The sequence below is a fragment of the Rhizobium sp. WSM409 genome (genome assembly GCF_057653825.1).
In genome coordinates this window covers 4,470,001-4,488,129 of sequence record NZ_CM172794.1, presented here as the reverse complement: position 1 = coordinate 4,488,129, position 18,129 = coordinate 4,470,001, and the positions used below count along the sequence as shown (strand labels likewise).

General features: G+C 57.5%; 8 protein-coding genes, 1 tRNA gene and 2 rRNA genes (1 of these 11 only partly in view). 7 read left to right on the top strand and 4 right to left on the bottom strand.

Features of this window, described 5'->3' with window-relative positions; translation table 11 throughout:
- Positions 1-18: 18 nt before the first annotated feature.
- Positions 19-801, bottom strand: coding sequence for a helix-turn-helix transcriptional regulator (locus AC25BC_RS21940; RefSeq protein WP_012759601.1), 783 nt, complete (start codon positions 799-801; stop codon positions 19-21).
- A gap of 842 nt (positions 802-1,643) precedes the next feature.
- Here AC25BC_RS21940 and AC25BC_RS21935 point away from each other — a divergent pair.
- From AC25BC_RS21935 to AC25BC_RS21905, 7 genes are all read left to right on the top strand, one after another.
- Positions 1,644-2,600 carry a hypothetical protein gene (locus AC25BC_RS21935; protein ID WP_012759600.1) on the top strand — a complete coding sequence of 319 codons (957 nt, stop codon included), beginning with the start codon at positions 1,644-1,646 and terminating at the stop codon, positions 2,598-2,600.
- Positions 2,601-2,742: 142 nt separating this feature from the next.
- On the top strand, positions 2,743-4,770 hold the full coding sequence (locus tag AC25BC_RS21930) for a hypothetical protein (protein ID WP_128440348.1): 2,028 nt from the start codon (positions 2,743-2,745) through the stop codon (positions 4,768-4,770).
- Positions 4,771-4,795: 25 nt separating this feature from the next.
- Positions 4,796-7,093 carry a type I secretion system permease/ATPase gene (locus tag AC25BC_RS21925; RefSeq protein ID WP_128440347.1) on the top strand — a complete coding sequence of 766 codons (2,298 nt, stop codon included), beginning with the start codon at positions 4,796-4,798 and terminating at the stop codon, positions 7,091-7,093.
- Between the two features lie 5 nt (positions 7,094-7,098).
- Entirely contained in the window at positions 7,099-8,448 is a 1,350-nt protein-coding gene (locus tag AC25BC_RS21920) for an HlyD family type I secretion periplasmic adaptor subunit (RefSeq protein WP_113547941.1), read from the top strand.
- 119 nt (positions 8,449-8,567) lie between these two features.
- Positions 8,568-9,059 (top strand): hypothetical protein, encoded by a 492-nt coding sequence (locus AC25BC_RS21915; protein WP_012759596.1) that lies wholly within the window; start codon positions 8,568-8,570, stop codon positions 9,057-9,059.
- 270 nt (positions 9,060-9,329) lie between these two features.
- Entirely contained in the window at positions 9,330-10,982 is a 1,653-nt protein-coding gene (locus AC25BC_RS21910) for a GNAT family N-acetyltransferase (RefSeq protein ID WP_012759595.1), read from the top strand.
- A gap of 133 nt (positions 10,983-11,115) precedes the next feature.
- Positions 11,116-14,496, top strand: a complete 3,381-nt coding sequence (locus tag AC25BC_RS21905) for a DEAD/DEAH box helicase (RefSeq protein WP_128440346.1) — start codon at positions 11,116-11,118, stop codon at positions 14,494-14,496.
- A gap of 587 nt (positions 14,497-15,083) precedes the next feature.
- Here the strand turns inward: AC25BC_RS21905 and AC25BC_RS21900 are convergent.
- From AC25BC_RS21900 to AC25BC_RS21890, 3 genes are all read right to left on the bottom strand, one after another.
- Positions 15,084-15,160, bottom strand: a tRNA-Met gene (locus AC25BC_RS21900).
- A gap of 130 nt (positions 15,161-15,290) precedes the next feature.
- A 5S ribosomal RNA gene (gene rrf, locus AC25BC_RS21895) occupies positions 15,291-15,405 on the bottom strand.
- Positions 15,406-15,634: 229 nt separating this feature from the next.
- Positions 15,635-18,129 (bottom strand): 23S ribosomal RNA (locus AC25BC_RS21890) (it continues 411 nt past the right edge of the window).

Sequence of the window (18,129 nt, the reverse complement as noted above, 5' to 3'; positions counted from 1 at the left end):
GCAAAAGAAAGCGTTAGATCAGTTGCGCCACCGACCGGACATGTCGCCTTCACCGGCGGAATGCTCATTGAAGAAGCGGGATGCAGCTTCCGTGCGGTTTCGGACGTTCATCTTCTTGTAGATGTTGCGGACGTGAACCTTCACGGTATTTTCGGAAAGATGCAGCTTGTCGGCGATGATCTTGTTCTGCGTGCCCTTGCATATGAGATCCAGAATCTGAACCTCACGGGTGGTCAAAGCAGAGATGCTGTCGCGTCTCAGCTTGAGCGCATTGCTGCGCGCCGCATCGACCGATTTTGTCTGATAGAGCGAAGGCTCCAGCTGGGCGTTATTGTTGGTGAGGCGATTGAGAAGTGCTGACGGAAAATGTTCGCCGCCCTTCATTAGCAGATCCACTGCAGCCATAAAGACATCGAGCCGCAGGTTGAGTGGCAGGACGCCATCGATGATCCGCGCCTCTACCAGCCGGCTGACATAGGGCTCGAGCATATCGATCGCTTCGACGACAAGTCCAATCGAGGTTTCAGGGTGGTTTTCGCGGGCAGCCTGCAGCGCTTCATGAAGCTCCGGGCCGGGTATATGATAGAATAAAACAAGCTTAAAATCGCTGGTATCTTTTTCCAGCATCGGCTTTGTACTCGTTATGCTTGCCACTTCACAGTTCGGAAATTTCTTTGCCAGTGCTTCTACCATGCATTCCGAAAACAGATCCGCCTTGGCTACCACTAGTATAGTATCTCCGGACGTACTCAACTTTCTTCCCTGGTCAGAATTCTCCATCCCTGAGCCTGTCATGAACATATACGCCTCCCCTAGCGTTACACTTTACTCAAACGTGGAGCGATGGCGGGTATAAGATAGTAAGAAATGCCGACCCCGGATGTCACCGCTTTATTTTTTAGACATTTCTTAATTATGTTAATACGGATTGAGAAGGAAGGAAATGGCCCAAAGTGATTAGTTTTCGCGGACGAAAAACGATACGATACAATGCCTTGGTTGTATTTTCACTATGATATATACTTCAAGGCTATATTTGCTTCGACTATAGATGTTCAGTTGAATGTAATATTTCAGTACAAATTGTCATATTTTCGTCATGCAGGGTGGGTCGGATATGAGACAGGGAAACGTCGAAAGGTGCTCCTCAACCCTGCAGCGAATGCCGGGAGCCCCGGATTGTCGCTGCTCGCCGACGCCGCTGCCGAACAGATCTTAGTACTCCGACGACAGGGACTATCTGCGGGCTATCCGGACAGGGCGGATCCGCCTTAGCCCGAATTGGTGTCTATCGGATCCGCATTTTTTCCAGCATTCTGTGATCGTCGTCCAAGTGGCGACTGGAAAATCCAGGTATCGTCATGCATTTTTGATACATGGCTTCCATTTAGGGCAACTCAACGAAAAGAAAGCCTGAATACTCCTTATCCTTTTCAGGATTCGGAGCTGGATATGTGCGGCCTTGTACTGAGTACGTACGTTCCCAATACCAACGATTTGATCAACAAATCGCGACGAAGCTGCAGATGACTAGTATCGAATACATCTGCCGATCTTAACCGTATCGGAGCGAGCGCGAGTAAAATCCCATTTGAGATGAGAGGGATTTCGAAAAGCTGCTCCGGTTTTTTCTGGAGAATGCAATGTCTGACGACACCGAAATCACAAAGGTCGGGGCGCTTGCCGACGGCTTTGCCAATAGCGCGATCAATTCGACTGAAATCGAAGACGATTCGACCGGTTATGTCGGCGGCGTCGCCAATGGCGACAATCGCGACAATACCGACAATAGCGTCGACGTGGACGTCAAGGCGGAGATCGACGTCGCCGCCAACAATGGCGACAACCGCGACAACGAATATGACTGGAGCTACAAGTCCGACGACGATACGAGCACCAAGACCACGACGATCACCGATACCGACACCAAGACCGACTACGACTGGAGCTATGACAGCAAGTCGTACAGCGACAACGACACCGACACCAAGACGATCACGGACACCGATACGAAAACCGTGACCGACACCGATATCAAGACCGTTACGGAGACGGATACGGATACGAAGACGGTCTCCGACAGCAACAACACCTCCGACAGCTTCAACAAGACGGACACAGACTTCGCCGTCATCGAGGACGTCAAGGACTCCAACCTCGGCGTTGCCGGACACGACCTCACCTTCGACCTCGGCGACGACTTCTCCTTCACTCTCGACGTCGACAGCATCCTCAACAATTCGCTGACCGGCGAAGGCAATGACAGCGGCTTCAGCGCCGTCCAGGCGAACCATCTGGCTGACCAGGATAGCGCCTGGAACGTCAAGATGGACAACGAAGGCGCTCAGAACAACCTGAATGCCAATGGCGGCACCGCCGACAGCGCAGAAGGCATGGAGATGGACGGCAAAGGCTGGGATCTCAAGGCCGGCGACGACGCCACTGGCTCGAGCGCGGCCGATGCTTCGGCAATCCTTGCCAATTCGGGCTTCCACCTCGAGTTCGTTCAGGGTGCGAACCTGCTCAGCAATACGGTCGACTCCAGCGTCATCGGCGGCAATTCTCATGTCTCCGACGTCGGCGAGGATACCGGCACCTGACACCGACCTCCAGCGACCAAGACGAACTGCACCGGCTCTAGCCGGTGCAGTTTGACTGCTTGAAAACGATTTGACGACCACACGACGGCTCCCGGCGGGTGCCTCCAAGGCCGATCGTCATCTCGAATGGGAGGGCCGAACCATGCATATCGAGAAGATTTCGGAAATCATTGCGCACTTCATCGGTCTCTTCGAGATGACGACCGACGAGATGCGGTTGCGTACGAACTATGCCGAAGGTGCAGGACCGGGCGCGGATGGACCGGCTCTGCCGGATCAGGATGCCTTTACCGCCGCCTTCTCTTCCGATCTCCAGCTCAAGGACTACGATCCGGGCATCATCTACAAAAGCGGCAGCTACGACATCGAATTTGGCCCGGCGCGCCATTTCGGCCGCGTCTTCGAAGAGAGCCTCGAGAAGCTGGCGGCGATTGCCGGAAAGGACATCCCGTTACCGCATTTCGGCGATCCTACGGATATCGTGCTCACGGATGAGCCGGAACTGACAGTCTTTGCCGGGCCTGGTTCGGCGATCAGTCATGTCCTCCAGGTCAACGTCCTCTACGACGACGATTATCTGGATATGACGGACGGCGTCCATCCCCTTCGAGACACGAGTTTCGTCATCGAGCGGCTCGCGGATTTCAGCACCGAGGCCGAGATCTTCACGCCTTTTGCGAGCCTCCACCGGACAGATACCTATGATGGCGCGCTGAAGATCGCCGAGGATCTCGAAAGCTATATCCAGAATAGCAAGGACAGTGGGCCGGCCTCGCCCAGCAGCGGCGACGCGACGCATGATTTCAGCACCACCGCCCCCAAGAACGACACGGTCTATGTCAACGGCGAGGAGACGACCGATATCCCTGTCCTCGACGACTTCCTGCCCGACCGCGGTCTCGCCAAGCTCCAGGAAGAACCAGACGACAGCAGTACATCCGTCGAGCAGACCGACCCGAGTGGCAACAGCCTTGATGTGACCGCCGGTGCAAACCTCCTTGTCAACGTCGCCTCGGTGATCAATACCGGCGTCATCGCCTCGGTCACGGCGGTGATGGGCAACTATCACCAGATCGACGCGATCTCCCAAGCCTTTGTCTACAGCGACAACGACGAGATTGCTTCGACGCTGCATTCATCCGGCCATTCCGCCGATGACGCGGGAACGGTCGCCAAGAATATCGCCCTCTTCGAACACAGCACCTTCGAAGCATCGAGCCATGCCGACAACGATGCTGTCGAGCCGACTTTCCCGAACAGCTGGCGCGTCAGCGTCATCGACGGCGACGTCTCCTTCGTACAGTGGATCGAGCAATATCACTTCGTCACCGACAACGACACGATGACGGTCACCACTTCTGGATCCGAAGCCACGGTTCTGACCGGCGGCAATACCTCCATCAACTTCTCCTCCTTTTTCGGGATGGGCATGCAGTATGATCTGGTGATCATCGGCGGCAATGTGCTCGACATCAACAGCATCACGCAGATCTCGCTGCTCTACGACAATGACTGGGTGCGGGCCGAAGACGGCGTCGATCCCGGCGCCGACATACAGACCGGCAACAACCTGCTCTGGAATTTCGCCTCGATCCACAATGTCGGGACGGACAGCCCGTTCGCGGCCATGCCGGACTACATGGTCGCGACGCAGAAGGCGATCGAGGACCGCGATCCCGACATGGCGGAAGGGCTGTCCTTCGATATGAATTTCCAGGGCTATGCCGGCCTCAATGTGCTCTATATCACCGGCAATCTCTACGACATGACGATCATAAAACAGGTCAGCATCCTCGGCGATTCCGACGATGTGACCCTGGCGGCATCAACCATCCTCGAAAACAATCCCGACGCAACGGTTACGATCGACACGGGCAGCAATGCGGTCGTCAACATCGCCGAAATCGTCGACTACGACAGTTTCGGCCAGACGACCTATCTGGCAGGCCAGCTCTATTCAGACGCCATCCTCATTCAGGGCGGGCTGGTGGAGCATGACACGACACAGCCGCAGCCGGCCGACGACAGGCTCGCCAACGAAGTCATCGCCTTTCTCGACAACGACGATCCGGCGGGCGGCAATTGCGCTGACGGCGTCATCAATGCCGGGAATGATTTTTCATGGTCGTCGACGCACCCCGCCGACGTAATGCAAGCCATGGTCGCGTGACCTTGAGTATTGCGAGGGAACCACGATGAACCAGATTTCGAAACAAATCTTTGCGGCAGGCAGCGCCCTCGATCTGAGATCGGGCACTATTCCCTCCGCTGCCCCTTCGGAAGCGACGATGACCGATTTGTGCATCTCGGCGATCGACGAGGCGGTCGAGAACCTTCGCAGGCTGAGCGGTGCCGCTGCTTCGTCTCCCGATGGCGGCAAGCAGACGTCCGAAGCTGCAGCAACCGAGGCTGCCGATACCGGACGCGCAAGCGCAACGCAGGCGCCCCTCCCGGAAAAGACGGCGGTGCCGGAAGCTAAAGTGGAAACGGCGCCTGCTGTCGCGGTGGCGCAGGGCCCGGCGACAGCAAAACCGGCGGAAGCGCCGGCCCAGCCGCAGATCGAAGCACGGGTGGCCCCCGAACTGCCGACAGAGAAGACCGAGCTTAAATCGAGCCCGACGATGCCTTTCGGCAAGACCATCGAAGGAGAAAGCGGTCCGATCAGCGAGAACGACAGGCGGCTGCGCACCGGCGGCGGCGGAAACGGCAAGAATTCCGATCCCGGGGGCAGCGGGGGCGGGGGCGGGGGAAGCGGCGGCGGTTTTCACAAGCGCAGCGAGCCTGTGAATTTCGCCGCCAGCCTCTCGCGCGGGATGGTGGCGGTACGGCGCAACATGGTGGTCGTAATGGTGTTTACGGTCGCCATCAACGTCCTTCTGCTGGCGATACCGCTTTATCTCTTCCAGATATCCGACCGGGTGCTGACAAGCCGCTCCGTCGACACGCTCGTCATGCTCTCGATCGCCGTGATCGGCGCCGTGCTGCTGCAGGCCTTCATGGATACGGTGCGGCGCTTTATCCTGATGCGCACCGCGGTGGAGCTCGAAGTTCAGCTCGGCGCGCCGATCCTCAGCGCCGCGGCGAGGGCGTCGCTGCATGGCAGCGGCAAGGATTATCAGACGCTGCAGGACCTGCAGCTTTTGCGCGGCTTCTTGACATCCGGCACGCTGATCGCGTTTCTCGATGCGCCGCTGATGCCGTTCTTCGTGGTCGTCGTCTATTTCGTGCATCCGCATCTCGGCATCATCATCATGGTCTGCTGCGCGGTGCTTTTCGTGATCGCCTATCTGAACCAGAAATTCACCGCCCGGCAATTTGCCGAATCCAACGGCTATCTCAGCCGGGCAAATTTCCATCTCGATTCCATGTCGCGCAATTCGCAGATTATCAACGCAATGGCGATGATCCCCGAGGCGGTGAAGATGTGGGGCCGGGAAACGGCGGGCTCGCTGAAATCGCAAGTCGAAGCGCAAGACCGCAACATCATCTTCTCCGGCATATCGAAGGCTTGCCGCATGATCACCCAGATCACCCTGCTGGGCTGGGGTGCGCATCTGTCGCTCTCCGGTGAGTTGACGGGCGGCATGGTGATTGCGTCCTCGATCATCTCGGGACGCGCCCTGGCGCCGATCGAAGGCGCCATCGAAGGCTGGCATCAGTTCAACCGATCGGCAGCCGCCTATGGCAGGATCAAAGGACTGCTGTTGAACTCCCCATTGAACTTCCCGCGCCTGCGTCTTCCCAATCCCGAAGGCCGGCTGGATGTCGAACGCATTCTCTTCGTGCCGCCGCCGCAGAAGAAGGTCATTCTCAACGGCATCTCGTTCTCGCTCAGGAAGGGGGAATCACTTGCGATCATCGGTAATTCCGGGTCCGGCAAGACGACGCTCGGCAAGATGCTCGTCGGCTCGATCGTCCCGACATCGGGGAATGTTCGCCTCGACCTGATGGATCTGCGCAACTGGGACCAGCGCCAGTTCGGCGAAAGCATCGGCTATCTGCCGCAGGATGTGCAGCTCTTTCCCGGTACGATCAAGGCCAATATCTGCCGCATGCGTGACGACGTCGACGATCACCAGATCTATGAGGCCGCTGTGCTCGCTGACGTGCACGAACTCATCGCAGGCTTCCCGCAGGGCTACGAAACAATTGTGGCGGGTGACGGCGCTCCGCTTTCGGGCGGCCAGAAGCAGCGCATCGCGCTGGCCCGCGCCTTCTTCGGCAATCCGAAGTTCGTGGTCCTCGACGAGCCGAACTCGAACCTCGATACACAAGGCGAGGCAGCTCTTGCCAAGGCGCTGATACACGCCAAGAAGCAGGGCATCACCACCGTCACCATCACCCAGCGCCCGGCCCTTCTCCAATGCGTCGACAAGATCCTCGTGCTCAAGGAGGGTACTGTCGCCATGTTCGGGGAAAGGATCGAGGTGCTGCAGGCGCTTTCCAAGAACAACGGCAATAACGGTCAACAAGCACCGCGCATCGAGGGATGAACGACATGGGACGGAAAAATCAGGAGACGGCCGGTCCGGTGCAGCTCGAATGGTATAGCGACGTGCCGCGCTCAATCCGGATGCACAGCATCGTCGGCCTGACGGTTCTCTTCACCTCGTTCGGAGGCTTCGGCTTCTGGGCGGCGACGGCGCCGCTCGCCTCCGCCGTTATCGCGCAGGGAAGCTTCGTCGCGACCGGCAACAACAAGATCGTCCAGCATCTGGAAGGTGGCATCATCAAGGAGATGCGCGTCAGCGAAGGCGATACGGTCAAGGAAGGCGATATCCTGCTGACCCTCGATCCTACAGCATCCCGCTCAAACGAGCGGATGCTGCAGCTTCGCCGTCTGCGCCTGGAAGCCATTGTCGCAAGGCTCCGTGCCGAAGCGCAGGGCCTGCGTGAACTCCAGCTTCCCAATATCGTGACGAAGGAGGCCAGCGATCCCGATATCAACGCGATCATCCAGAGCCAGAACGTCGTCTTCCACAGCAAGCAGATCAAGCTCGAAGAGCAGCTCAATCTGATCGGGAAGAACATCGCGTCGCTGGAATTCCGGTTCGCCGGCTATAGGGGCCAGAGAGATTCCTTCGAAAGGCAGCTGTCGCTGCTGACCGAGGAACGCGACTCCAAGGCTCGGCTGGTGAAGGTCGGCTATATGCGCAGGACGGATCTGCTGGCAATCGAGCGGGCGATCGCCGATGCGATGGGCGACATTGCTCGACTGAACGGCGAGCTCAACGAGAGCGAGGCCGAGATCGCCAAATTCCGCCAGGAAGCCGTCATCGCCGTCAACTCCAACAAGCAGGCGGCACTCGATGCACTCGAGACCGCCGAAACCGATCTGGACAGTGTGCGCGAACAGATGCGCGAGGCCGCCGGCGTGCTCGAACGGACCACTATCCGTTCGCCGGTGTCGGGCACGGTGGTGCGCTCCTATTTTCACACAGCCGGCGGTGTCATCACGACAGGAAAGCCGATCATGGAAATCCTGCCGTCGCACGTGCCGCTGATCCTGGAAGCGCAGGTATTGCGCACCTCGATCGACCAGTTGCATGAGGGAGAAACGGCCTCCATCCGCCTCACGGCGCTCAACCGGCGCACGACCCCTGTTCTGCAGGGCAAGGTCTTCTACGTCTCGGCCGATTCGATCGAGGAAAATTCGGGAGCTTCGGTCAAGGACGTCTATATCGTCCGCGTCGGCATACCCGATTCCGAGATTGCGCGGGTGCACAATTTCCATCCCGTTCCCGGCATGCCGGCCGAAGTGCTGATTCAGACATCGGAACGCACCTTCTTCGAATATCTGAGCAAACCGATCACCGACAGCATGTCCCGGGCATTCAAGGAGCGCTGATCGCTCGCGATCCGGCACGGGCGGACCTGTAGATATGACGGACTTGCGCGTTGTTCTAATGTAATGTCCACATGTCATCCCTTGAGGGATGGATTCCCTCCGGGGAGAAAGGGTCAAGCATGGCGGCGATGTCCGATGTCCTGCTGCGGGTCGGCCGCCTGAACTATGTCTGGACGAACACCGAAAGCCTGCTGATCTACATCATCGCCCATCTTCTCCGGGTGGAAAAGGATGCAGCAATCGTCGTGTTCCTGACGCTGAACACCACGCGCGCACGGATCGATCTCATCGAACGGCTGTCCAAGCTCGCTTCGACCTCCCCTTCCGACCGGAAGGCGATCCTTTCAGCCATGTCGCGGTTGAAGAAAGAATCCAAGATACGCAACAAGTACAATCACTGCATCTATTCCTTCGACGAAAAGGGAGAGATCTCGAGCACACAGCTGATGCGGCTCGTCGAGGACGACAAGCAGATCCGCTACGGCAAGATCGAACAGATGGACGCGCGCGAGCTCGACCTTCTGGAAAAGTCGATCGCCGAGATCGTCGCCATCAGCCGGACGCTCTGGGCCTTCATCCATGCGAGCCCGCGGATCTCCGGCGAGCTCTGATCTAATCCTTATGTACTCATGTTCTCAAAACCGCTGCACACTTTCGGGCGAGGTCCGTTGAAGCTCGGCATCCTTCAGGACGCGTTTGGCTCTATCGCTTTGAATCTGTATATGATTTTGACCAAACCGATTGCGATTTTGGGTTATGCGCCGGGCTCAGGACTAATCCCATTTAGGCGCCTCAAATCATCCGGACGGTTTATTTGAAGATCGGTGTTTCCCTTTAGAATGAAACCTCCCAAGTGACGTATGGGGTATTGGGGGGCGGACATGCGCATAGATATCATCGATACCATTGCGGGGTTCGAGGCGGTGCGCGAGAACTGGGATCAGGTCTTCCTGGAAGATCCAGACGCGCAGCATTTCCTCTCCTGGATATGGCTGAAGAACTATCTGTCGCGCCGACGCCGCTGGTTCATCCTCGCCCTTCGCGAACGCGATCCCGAAGCACCCTATGTCGCCTTCCTTCCGCTGCGCCTCATCACGCATCTGAACGAAAAGACCGGGCTCTTCTATGACGAGATCATCATGGCCGGGAATTTTGCGGCCGATTATACCGGCTTCATCGTCAGGCCGGATTACGAGCATCACGCCATTGCGGGCTTTGCTTCGTTTATCAAACATCAAAACTGGACCGACCTGAAACTCGAATATTTCAGCGGTCCTGCCAGCCGGCGCGAGAAGATGATCGAGGCGCTGCAGGGACCGGAGGTGATGTTTCGCGACAGCTCGCCCAAGAACAGCGAGAATATCGACAATACGATCTGTCCCATCGTCCCCCTGCCGGCAAGCTTCGACGACTATCTCGAGCAGCGCATGAGCAGCCAGACGCGCCAGAAGCTCCGGCGGTTCCTGCGCAAGGTCGAAGGCGACGATATTTACAGGATCACGATGGCAACTCCCGAGACCATCGATCGGGACCTGGACACCCTCTTCAATCTCTGGCGGATCAAATGGAGTGCCCGCAAAGGCGCAGAGCGGACCGAGCGGCTGATCGTCACCACGCGCGAGATGCTGATGGACAGCTTCAACTGCGGCAATCTCGAGGTGCCGGTCCTTTGGTATGGCGACCAGCCGCTCGGCGCGCTGGCGAATATCGTCGACCGGCAGAAGAAGGCCATCCTCTTCTATATCACCGGCCGCGACGAGAACTGGAAGACGCCGTCTCCCGGCCTCATCCTGCATGGCTACTGCATCCGGCGGGCGATCGAGCAGGGCTTCAAGACCTATGACTTCCTGCGCGGAAACGAACCCTATAAGTACATGTTCGGGGTGGAGGAAAGGCGGATCAGCTGCACCCTGTTCCGCACCCGCAACGGCCAGAACCTGCATGGCGCGCTCAACCCGCGCAGCATTCGTTTCGTCTATGAACAGGCGCTCGACATGTACCGCAATGGAGCCCGGAGCAAGGCGGAGATCGCCTTCAACCAGGTCCTGCAATCGGCGCCAGGCCATACCGGCGCGGAATTCGGGCTCGCCAATCTGCTGTTCGACCGAGGCAAACTGACGGAGGCATTGACTGCCTACAAGGCTCTCGTCGAGCAAGCACCCGACCCGACACCGATCCAAATGCGGCTTGGCGACACGCAACTTGCGCTGCATCAATATGAGCAGGCCGCAGAGACTTTCCGTCAGATCGGCGAGATCGGGCCGCATCTCATCCAGGCGCATTACAAGCGTGGTATCGCCCTTGCGGCGAGCAAACGGCTGGCCGAGGCGGAGGCGGTTTTCGCCGCGATCCAGGACGTGCATTCGGACGATCCGACCGCACTCGATTATGCCGCCAAGGCGGGCGTTGCCCTCGAACGCCTGCGCTCGATCACCGAGCCCGCCGCTGGCAAGACGGACGTCGTGCCGGAGACCATCGCCCGCTGGAACCGAGGACGGCAGCTCAGCGAGCGACGCCGGCCACGTCTGCATTGATGTGGTTTCGCCATGGTGCGGAAATGCGGTCCGGCAGCTCCGGGACGCACAGTCACCATGGTCTTTGATTTTGCGCTGCGATCGTTGCTAAAAGAAGCGCGAGCCTATTTTTGCAACTCCTCAGTGAGAAGTCATGCAGACGAATGCAGACGGCGCCGAAAGGGAACGGCTTCTGGCCATTCTCGATTTCTGGCACAAAATCGAGTTCTTCATTCCTTACGATCTCTCCAGTCGTATCGTCTCCGGTGAAGGCCGAAGTGTTTTCTGGTTGCATGCGAAAACGCTCGGCGATGACGGTGCCGCACTCAGTCGTCCAGCGATCCCCGAGGAGAAGCAGATCACGGGTTTTACCCTGTTCCTCGGCGTTTTCAGCAAATCCGAAATTGCCGATATTCGCAGACACTTCGATTGCGTTGCGACCGATACCGCCGAATATGACGACGCCGAACGCAGCGACCTCGATGGCGATACCTGCTTTGCCAGCTTGCAGCTCTCTCCCTTGGGACAGCCGCTGTTCGAAACATTTTCAGTTTCCACGCTGCCATGGGCTCTGGGACGGGTGCGGAAATCCGGCCTCTCCTCGCTCGGCTACCAGGCATTTGCCGACAGCAAGCGGCAACTCTCGGAATTGCTTCAAAACTTTCGGGCGCAGCGGCATCTGAGATCTTCATCCTCCGAGGACACGACCGATCAGCCGATCGATGCTGCCGAAATCCTGACGCTGCATGAATTGCTCTGCGATTGGGCCGGCTTTGCCTCGAAGCAGGAGAAACCCATTGCCGCTGTTGAAATGCGTTACCGGGACCGGGTGGAAAAATCAGAGTTCATCTCCTTGCCACCACCGCCGGAAAGCAATGCGCTCGATGCCGACGACGAGGAGGATGAGAGTACCAGTGCTGAAGACGATATCGGTATCTTGAACAGCTTCTTCATCGAGGACATCGAGCGGGCGATGATACGCGTCACGCATGGCGATGTCCCCGCGCCGCTCAGGCAATATCTCACCCCGCTGGTGCATGAGAAACGGATCGACCTCTACTCGGAGGATGGACGCCGGGCGATCGTTCGGGCCTTGCATCCTGGAAAACTCAACCGCGGGCGCTGGCTCAGCGAACCTCACCACGCCATGAGCCTGATGCAACAGTTCGCGATCAATTCGGCAATCGACGAGCTGTCGGAAACGGGACTGTTCTCGGTCAACGGCCCGCCAGGGACGGGAAAGACGACGCTGCTTCGCGACATGTTCGCAGATAATATCGTTCGGCGCGCTCGCATCCTGGCCTCCTTGAAGACGGCGCGCGAAGCCTTCGATGGCGCGCCGCGCCGCATCATTTTCGCGGACCGGAGCACTGCCACGATATCGGCGCTGATCCCGGCCCTGGCAGGATTCGAAATGGTTGTCGCCTCCTCCAACAACGCCGCCGTGGAGAATATTTCGCGCGACCTTCCGAAGCGAAGCTCGGTCGCGAGAACGTCTTCCTTCCAATATCTGCAGACCATCGCGCACAAAGTCGCTTGCCAGAAGGACAATGGGGCGGTCGTCAGGCTCTCGGACGGCGACCGCCCATGGGGGCTAATCGCCTGTGCGCTCGGCAATTCCCGGAATCGCCGAGCTTTCAAGGAACGTTTCGCCTTCATGGAGATCGCCGAAAGGCCGAAGCCCGGCTGGTCCGGTGCCGACAAACCACAGACCATCTGGGAGTGGCTAAAGGGTTATAAGGGACCAAACTTCGCCGAAGCATCGGCGGCATTTCAGGCCGCCGACAAGGTGGTTCGCGACAAGATCGGCGAATATGCACGCTATGCCGATCTCCATGACGAAATCGCCCTGGTTTCGCAGGATGGTTTCTGCCGCGAGGCGCTTGAAAAGGTCAGAGCAGGTGCGGCCGAACTTCGACACGCACAGGACCGATGCGATATGGTTGCCGCCGACATGCTCCGCCTCAGGGAAGGGTTGTCTCCTCTGAAGGAGGAGGAACTGCTGCTCGACCGAGGCGCTCCTGCGTGGTGGGAGAAAGTGCTGTCGACCAACCCTGCCCGGCAGCATCGGCACAATGTCGTCGCCAATGCACGAAGACAGCTGGAACTGCGCAAGGCGCTGGCGGAATGCGAACATCACCTTACGAAAACCCTCAGACCTGCGCTGGAACAGTCTTTGCGGAGACATCGACGTGCCGAACAGGCACTGCGGTCGCAACGAGAAATCTGGTCCAGAAAAAGGGAGGAGTTTGGCCGCCTAGGGGAAATTCTCAATCACCCCACCCTACCTGGTCGCCTGACCGATCTCGAGACCGATCAGTTCCAGATTGACGGTCTGTGGCATCAGGACGAACTGGCAGGTCTGCGTTCGGCATTGTTGGAAGCAGCGTTGACGCTGCATGAAGCGTGGCTGGCGGATGTGGGCAAGAAAGGCGGAGGTTTTGGAGGGAACATCGTCGCCATCAACAAACTGCTTTCCAACAACGGTCCCGCCGACGGCGAGCACATTGCGTTGATCTGGCAGAGCCTTTTCATGATCGTTCCCATCGTCTCGACAACCTTCGCCTCCTTTGCCCGGCAGTTCCACGGTCTCGACACCGGCTCGGTCGGCTGGGTCTTCATCGATGAAGCTGGTCAGGCGGTGCCGCAGGCGGCCGTCGGCGCCCTGTTGCGGGCGCGGCGCGTCATGGTGATCGGTGATCCCCAGCAGATCGAACCGGTCTTCACGCTGCCCAGCGCGCTGATCACCGCCACCTCGGCTCTCTCGCCGCATACGGCGGCAGGACAATATTCGCCGAACAGTGCGTCGGTGCAGATGTTGGCCGATGCCAACAACCGCTATGGGACGACGGTCTCGGGCGAGGAGGCCGATGGGCTCTGGATCGGCAGTCCCCTCAGGGTACATCGGCGCTGCATCGATCCGATGTTTGGCCTTGCCAACCAGATCGCCTATCAGAACAAGATGGTCTTCGGGCTGGAAGAGCGCCGGCCGGCCGGTGACGCTCCGCCGTTTTATGGCGACAGCGCCTGGATCGACGTCAGGGGAAGGGTGTCAGGCAAACAGGCCGTTCCAGAACAAACGGGCTTCATCGTCGATCTCCTCACCGCCACTTATCGCCGGGACGGCGGATTGCCAGACCTCTATATCATTTCGCCGTTCAAGGAGATCAAGAACAGTCTGAAGCAGGCTCTGGCCCATGCAACATGGGTTGATTGGAACGGAAATACGCGCTCGGCTCCGCCAAGACTGTCGAAGTGGCTGAAGGAAAGGATCGGCACGGTGCATACCTTCCAGGGCAAGGAAGAAGACGTGGTTTTCATGGTGCTCGGCGCCGATGCCGCTCATAGCGGGGCTGCAGCCTGGGCCGCATCGAAGCCGAACCTGTTGAACGTTGCCCTGACGCGCGCCAAACGCCGCTTCTATATCGTCGGCGATCGCACCCTCTGGGAAACCCTGCCTTACTTCAGGGAGACAGCGAGTGCCTTGAAGACAATACAGGCAGCCGAATTCCTGGCCCGGAATGAATTGAACTGAAGGATCCGAATCCGATTACTGATCCTGGATGTTTGCCTCGACCACATCTGGCAAAAAGCCCGCACGAGGCGGGCTTTTGCGTATTATTGGGAATTTGGTTTCGGTTTGAGGCTTTGCCCCGTTGGGTCTTAAACAGTTCAGTGGACTGTTTTATCGGGCGGGCCCGATCGACCGCTCACCCTTCAGGTTATGGTGAGCTCTGCGAACGAGGAGCTACCATCGCCAGGGAAAGCGAAGCTTTTCCGCCAGCGATAAGAAGGTAGATGCTGATCTTTAAAAGGAAGGATTTGGTTTCGGGGGCAGGCTTTGTAGTTTTCTGTCCCGCTGCGTCGGCTTTGCCTTCTTGCGGGCCCCTGATTAGGCATTAAACCCTCGACCCGTTACCAAACAAAAAGCCGCCCTGAAGGCGGCTATTTGTTTGGTTGCGGGGGCAGGATTTGAACCTGCGGCCTTCAGGTTATGGTCCGCAGGACGAGGAGCTACCATCGCCAGCGAAGATGAAGTCTTCGCGCCAGCGATATTGCTCTCTTCTGGCAACACAAAAAGCCCCTGCATGGCAGGGGCTTGGGAGTATCTAAGGGAAGGATTGGTTGCGGGGGCAGGATTTGAACCTGCGGCCTTCAGGTTATGAGCCTGACGAGCTACCGGGCTGCTCCACCCCGCGCCAGAGCAAATCATTGAGATTTGCTGATGTATTGTAACACAAAAGGCCGCTTGTGAGCGGCCCTTTTTGTTCGGCATGGGCCGCAGAGTTTGTTCTGAGAAGATTGTTTTACATCAGTTGCGTTTTGCAGACCTGGCAGCGACCTACTCTCCCGCGTCTTAAGACGAAGTACCATGGGCGCAGGGGCGTTTCACGGCCGTGTTCGGAAAGGGAACGGGTGCAGCCACCCCGCCATAACCACCAGGTCGGCAAAGCGCAACTATATGTTTTGAGAAGCTGGCAGGCGTTAGCCTGTTTTCTTTTTTTGAACACGTCTTTGAACCTTCTTGAGGGCGTCGGAGCAGCGCTCCGCAAGGCCAAGTGGCCGTCGCGCCTTGTGGCGCGGCCCGTCCGGAGCGAAGCGGCAAAGCCGCGACAGCGCCAGGACAAAGGTCTGGCACATCGAACGAAGTTCGATGAGCATAGTCAATGAGAACGATCAAGCCAATCGAGCTATTAGTACCGGTAAGCTTCATGCGTTGCCGCACTTCCACACCCGGCCTATCAACGTGGTCGTCTTCCACGGCTCTGATAGGGAATACTCGTTTTCAGGTGGGTTTCCCGCTTAGATGCCTTCAGCGGTTATCCCGTCCATATGTAGCTACCCTGCTATGCCCTTGGCAGGACAACAGGTCCACCAGAGATATGTCCATCCCGGTCCTCTCGTACTAGGGACAGATCCTGTCAATATTCCTACACCCACGGCAGATAGGGACCGAACTGTCTCACGACGTTCTGAACCCAGCTCACGTACCGCTTTAATTGGCGAACAGCCAAACCCTTGGGACCTGCTCCAGCCCCAGGATGCGATGAGCCGACATCGAGGTGCCAAACAACCCCGTCGATATGGACTCTTGGGGGTCATCAGCCTGTTATCCCCGGCGTACCTTTTATCCGTTGAGCGATGGCCCTTCCACGCGGGACCACCGGATCACTATGACCGACTTTCGTCTCTGCTCGACTTGTCAGTCTCGCAGTCAGGCGGGCTTATGCCATTGCACTCGACGACCGATTTCCGACCGGTCTGAGCCCACCATCGCGCGCCTCCGTTACTCTTTCGGAGGCGACCGCCCCAGTCAAACTACCCACCATACACTGTCCCGGACCCGGATGACGGGCCGCGGTTAGACATCCATGACGATAAGGGTGGTATTTCAAGGATGGCTCCACGGAAACTGGCGTCCCCGCTTCAAAGCCTACCACCTATCCTACACATGCCGACACGAATGCCAGTGTAAAGCTATAGTAAAGGTGCACGGGGTCTTTCCGTCTGACCGCAGGAACCCCGCATCTTCACGGGGAATTCAATTTCACTGAGTCTATGTTGGAGACAGCGGGGAAGTCGTTACGCCATTCGTGCAGGTCGGAACTTACCCGACAAGGAATTTCGCTACCTTAGGACCGTTATAGTTACGGCCGCCGTTTACTGGGGCTTCGATTCAAAGCTTGCACCTCTCCTCTTAACCTTCCAGCACCGGGCAGGCGTCAGACCCTATACGTCGTCTTGCGACTTCGCAGAGCCCTGTGTTTTTGATAAACAGTCGCTACCCCCTGGTCTGTGCCACCCCATAATAGTTGCCTACCATGGGGTCACGCTTCTTCCGAAGTTACGCGTGCAATTTGCCGAGTTCCTTCAACATAGTTCTCTCAAGCGCCTTGGTATACTCTACCTGACCACCTGTGTCGGTTTCGGGTACGGTCTATACGGTGGAGCTATTTCCTGGAACCGCTCCGCTGCCCATCCAATCCAATAAGAATGAACAACTTGTGCAATCCGTCACTACCACCAGGCCCACGAATATTAACGTGGTTCCCATCGACTACGCATTTCTGCCTCGCCTTAGGGGCCGGCTAACCCTGCTCAGATTAACTTTAAGCAGGAACCCTTGGTCTTTCGGCGAGAGGGTCTCTCACCCTCTTTATCGTTACTCATGTCAACATTCGCACTTCCGATACCTCCAGGAGCCCTCACGGGTCTCCCTTCATCAGCTTACGGAACGCTCCGCTACCACTTGCGATTACTCGCAAATCCTCAGCTTCGGTGCATGGCTTCAGCCCCGTTACATTTTCGGCGCAAAGACCCTTATTTAGACCAGTGAGCTGTTACGCTTTCTTTAAATGATGGCTGCTTCTAAGCCAACATCCTGGTTGTTTTGGGATCCTCACATCCTTTCCCACTTAGCCATGACTTGGGGACCTTAGCTGGAGGTTAGGGTTGTTGCCCTTTTCACGACGGACGTTAGCACCCGCCGTGTGTCTGCCGAGTAGTACTCCCCGGTATTCGGAGTTTGGTTAGGATCAGTAAGACGGTGAGTCCCCATAGCCCATCCAGTGCTCTACCCCCGGGGGTATTCGCTCGACGCTCTACCTAAATAGATTTCGCGGAGAACCAGCTATTTCCGAGTTTGATTGGCCTTTCACCCCTAGCCACAAGTCATCCCAATCTATTGCAACAGATGCGGGTTCGGTCCTCCAGTTGGTGTTACCCAACCTTCAACCTGCTCATGGCTAGATCACTCGGTTTCGGGTCTAATGCAACAAACTAAATCGCCCTATTCAGACTCGCTTTCGCTTCGCCTACACCTACCGGCTTAAGCTTGCTTGTTACACTAAGTCGTTGACCCATTATACAAAAGGTACGCCGTCACCCTTGCGGGCTCCGACTGTTTGTAGGCATCCGGTTTCAGGTTCTATTTCACTCCCCTTGTCGGGGTGCTTTTCACCTTTCCCTCACGGTACTTGTTCGCTATCGGTCATGCACGAGTACTTAGGCTTGGAGAGTGGTCTCCCCATGTTCAGACAGGATTTCTCGTGTCCCGCCCTACTCTAGGACAATCATGATATCTACGCGTACGGGGCTGTCACCCACTACGGCCGCACTTTCCAGAGCGTTCCACTTTAATCACAATTGCCACTGGCCTGGTCCGCGT

What these genes read in the sequence shown, in the direction of transcription:
- AC25BC_RS21940 (WP_012759601.1), bottom strand. Translation starts at nt 801, where the DNA reads ATGTTCATGACAGGCTCAGGGATGGAGAATTCTGACCAGGGAAGAAAG.
- AC25BC_RS21915 (WP_012759596.1), top strand. Translation starts at nt 8,568, where the DNA reads ATGGCGGCGATGTCCGATGTCCTGCTGCGGGTCGGCCGCCTGAACTAT.
- AC25BC_RS21930 (WP_128440348.1), top strand. Translation starts at nt 2,743, where the DNA reads ATGCATATCGAGAAGATTTCGGAAATCATTGCGCACTTCATCGGTCTC.
- AC25BC_RS21905 (WP_128440346.1), top strand. Translation starts at nt 11,116, where the DNA reads ATGCAGACGAATGCAGACGGCGCCGAAAGGGAACGGCTTCTGGCCATT.
- AC25BC_RS21910 (WP_012759595.1), top strand. Translation starts at nt 9,330, where the DNA reads ATGCGCATAGATATCATCGATACCATTGCGGGGTTCGAGGCGGTGCGC.
- AC25BC_RS21920 (WP_113547941.1), top strand. Translation starts at nt 7,099, where the DNA reads ATGGGACGGAAAAATCAGGAGACGGCCGGTCCGGTGCAGCTCGAATGG.
- AC25BC_RS21935 (WP_012759600.1), top strand. Translation starts at nt 1,644, where the DNA reads ATGTCTGACGACACCGAAATCACAAAGGTCGGGGCGCTTGCCGACGGC.
- AC25BC_RS21925 (WP_128440347.1), top strand. Translation starts at nt 4,796, where the DNA reads ATGAACCAGATTTCGAAACAAATCTTTGCGGCAGGCAGCGCCCTCGAT.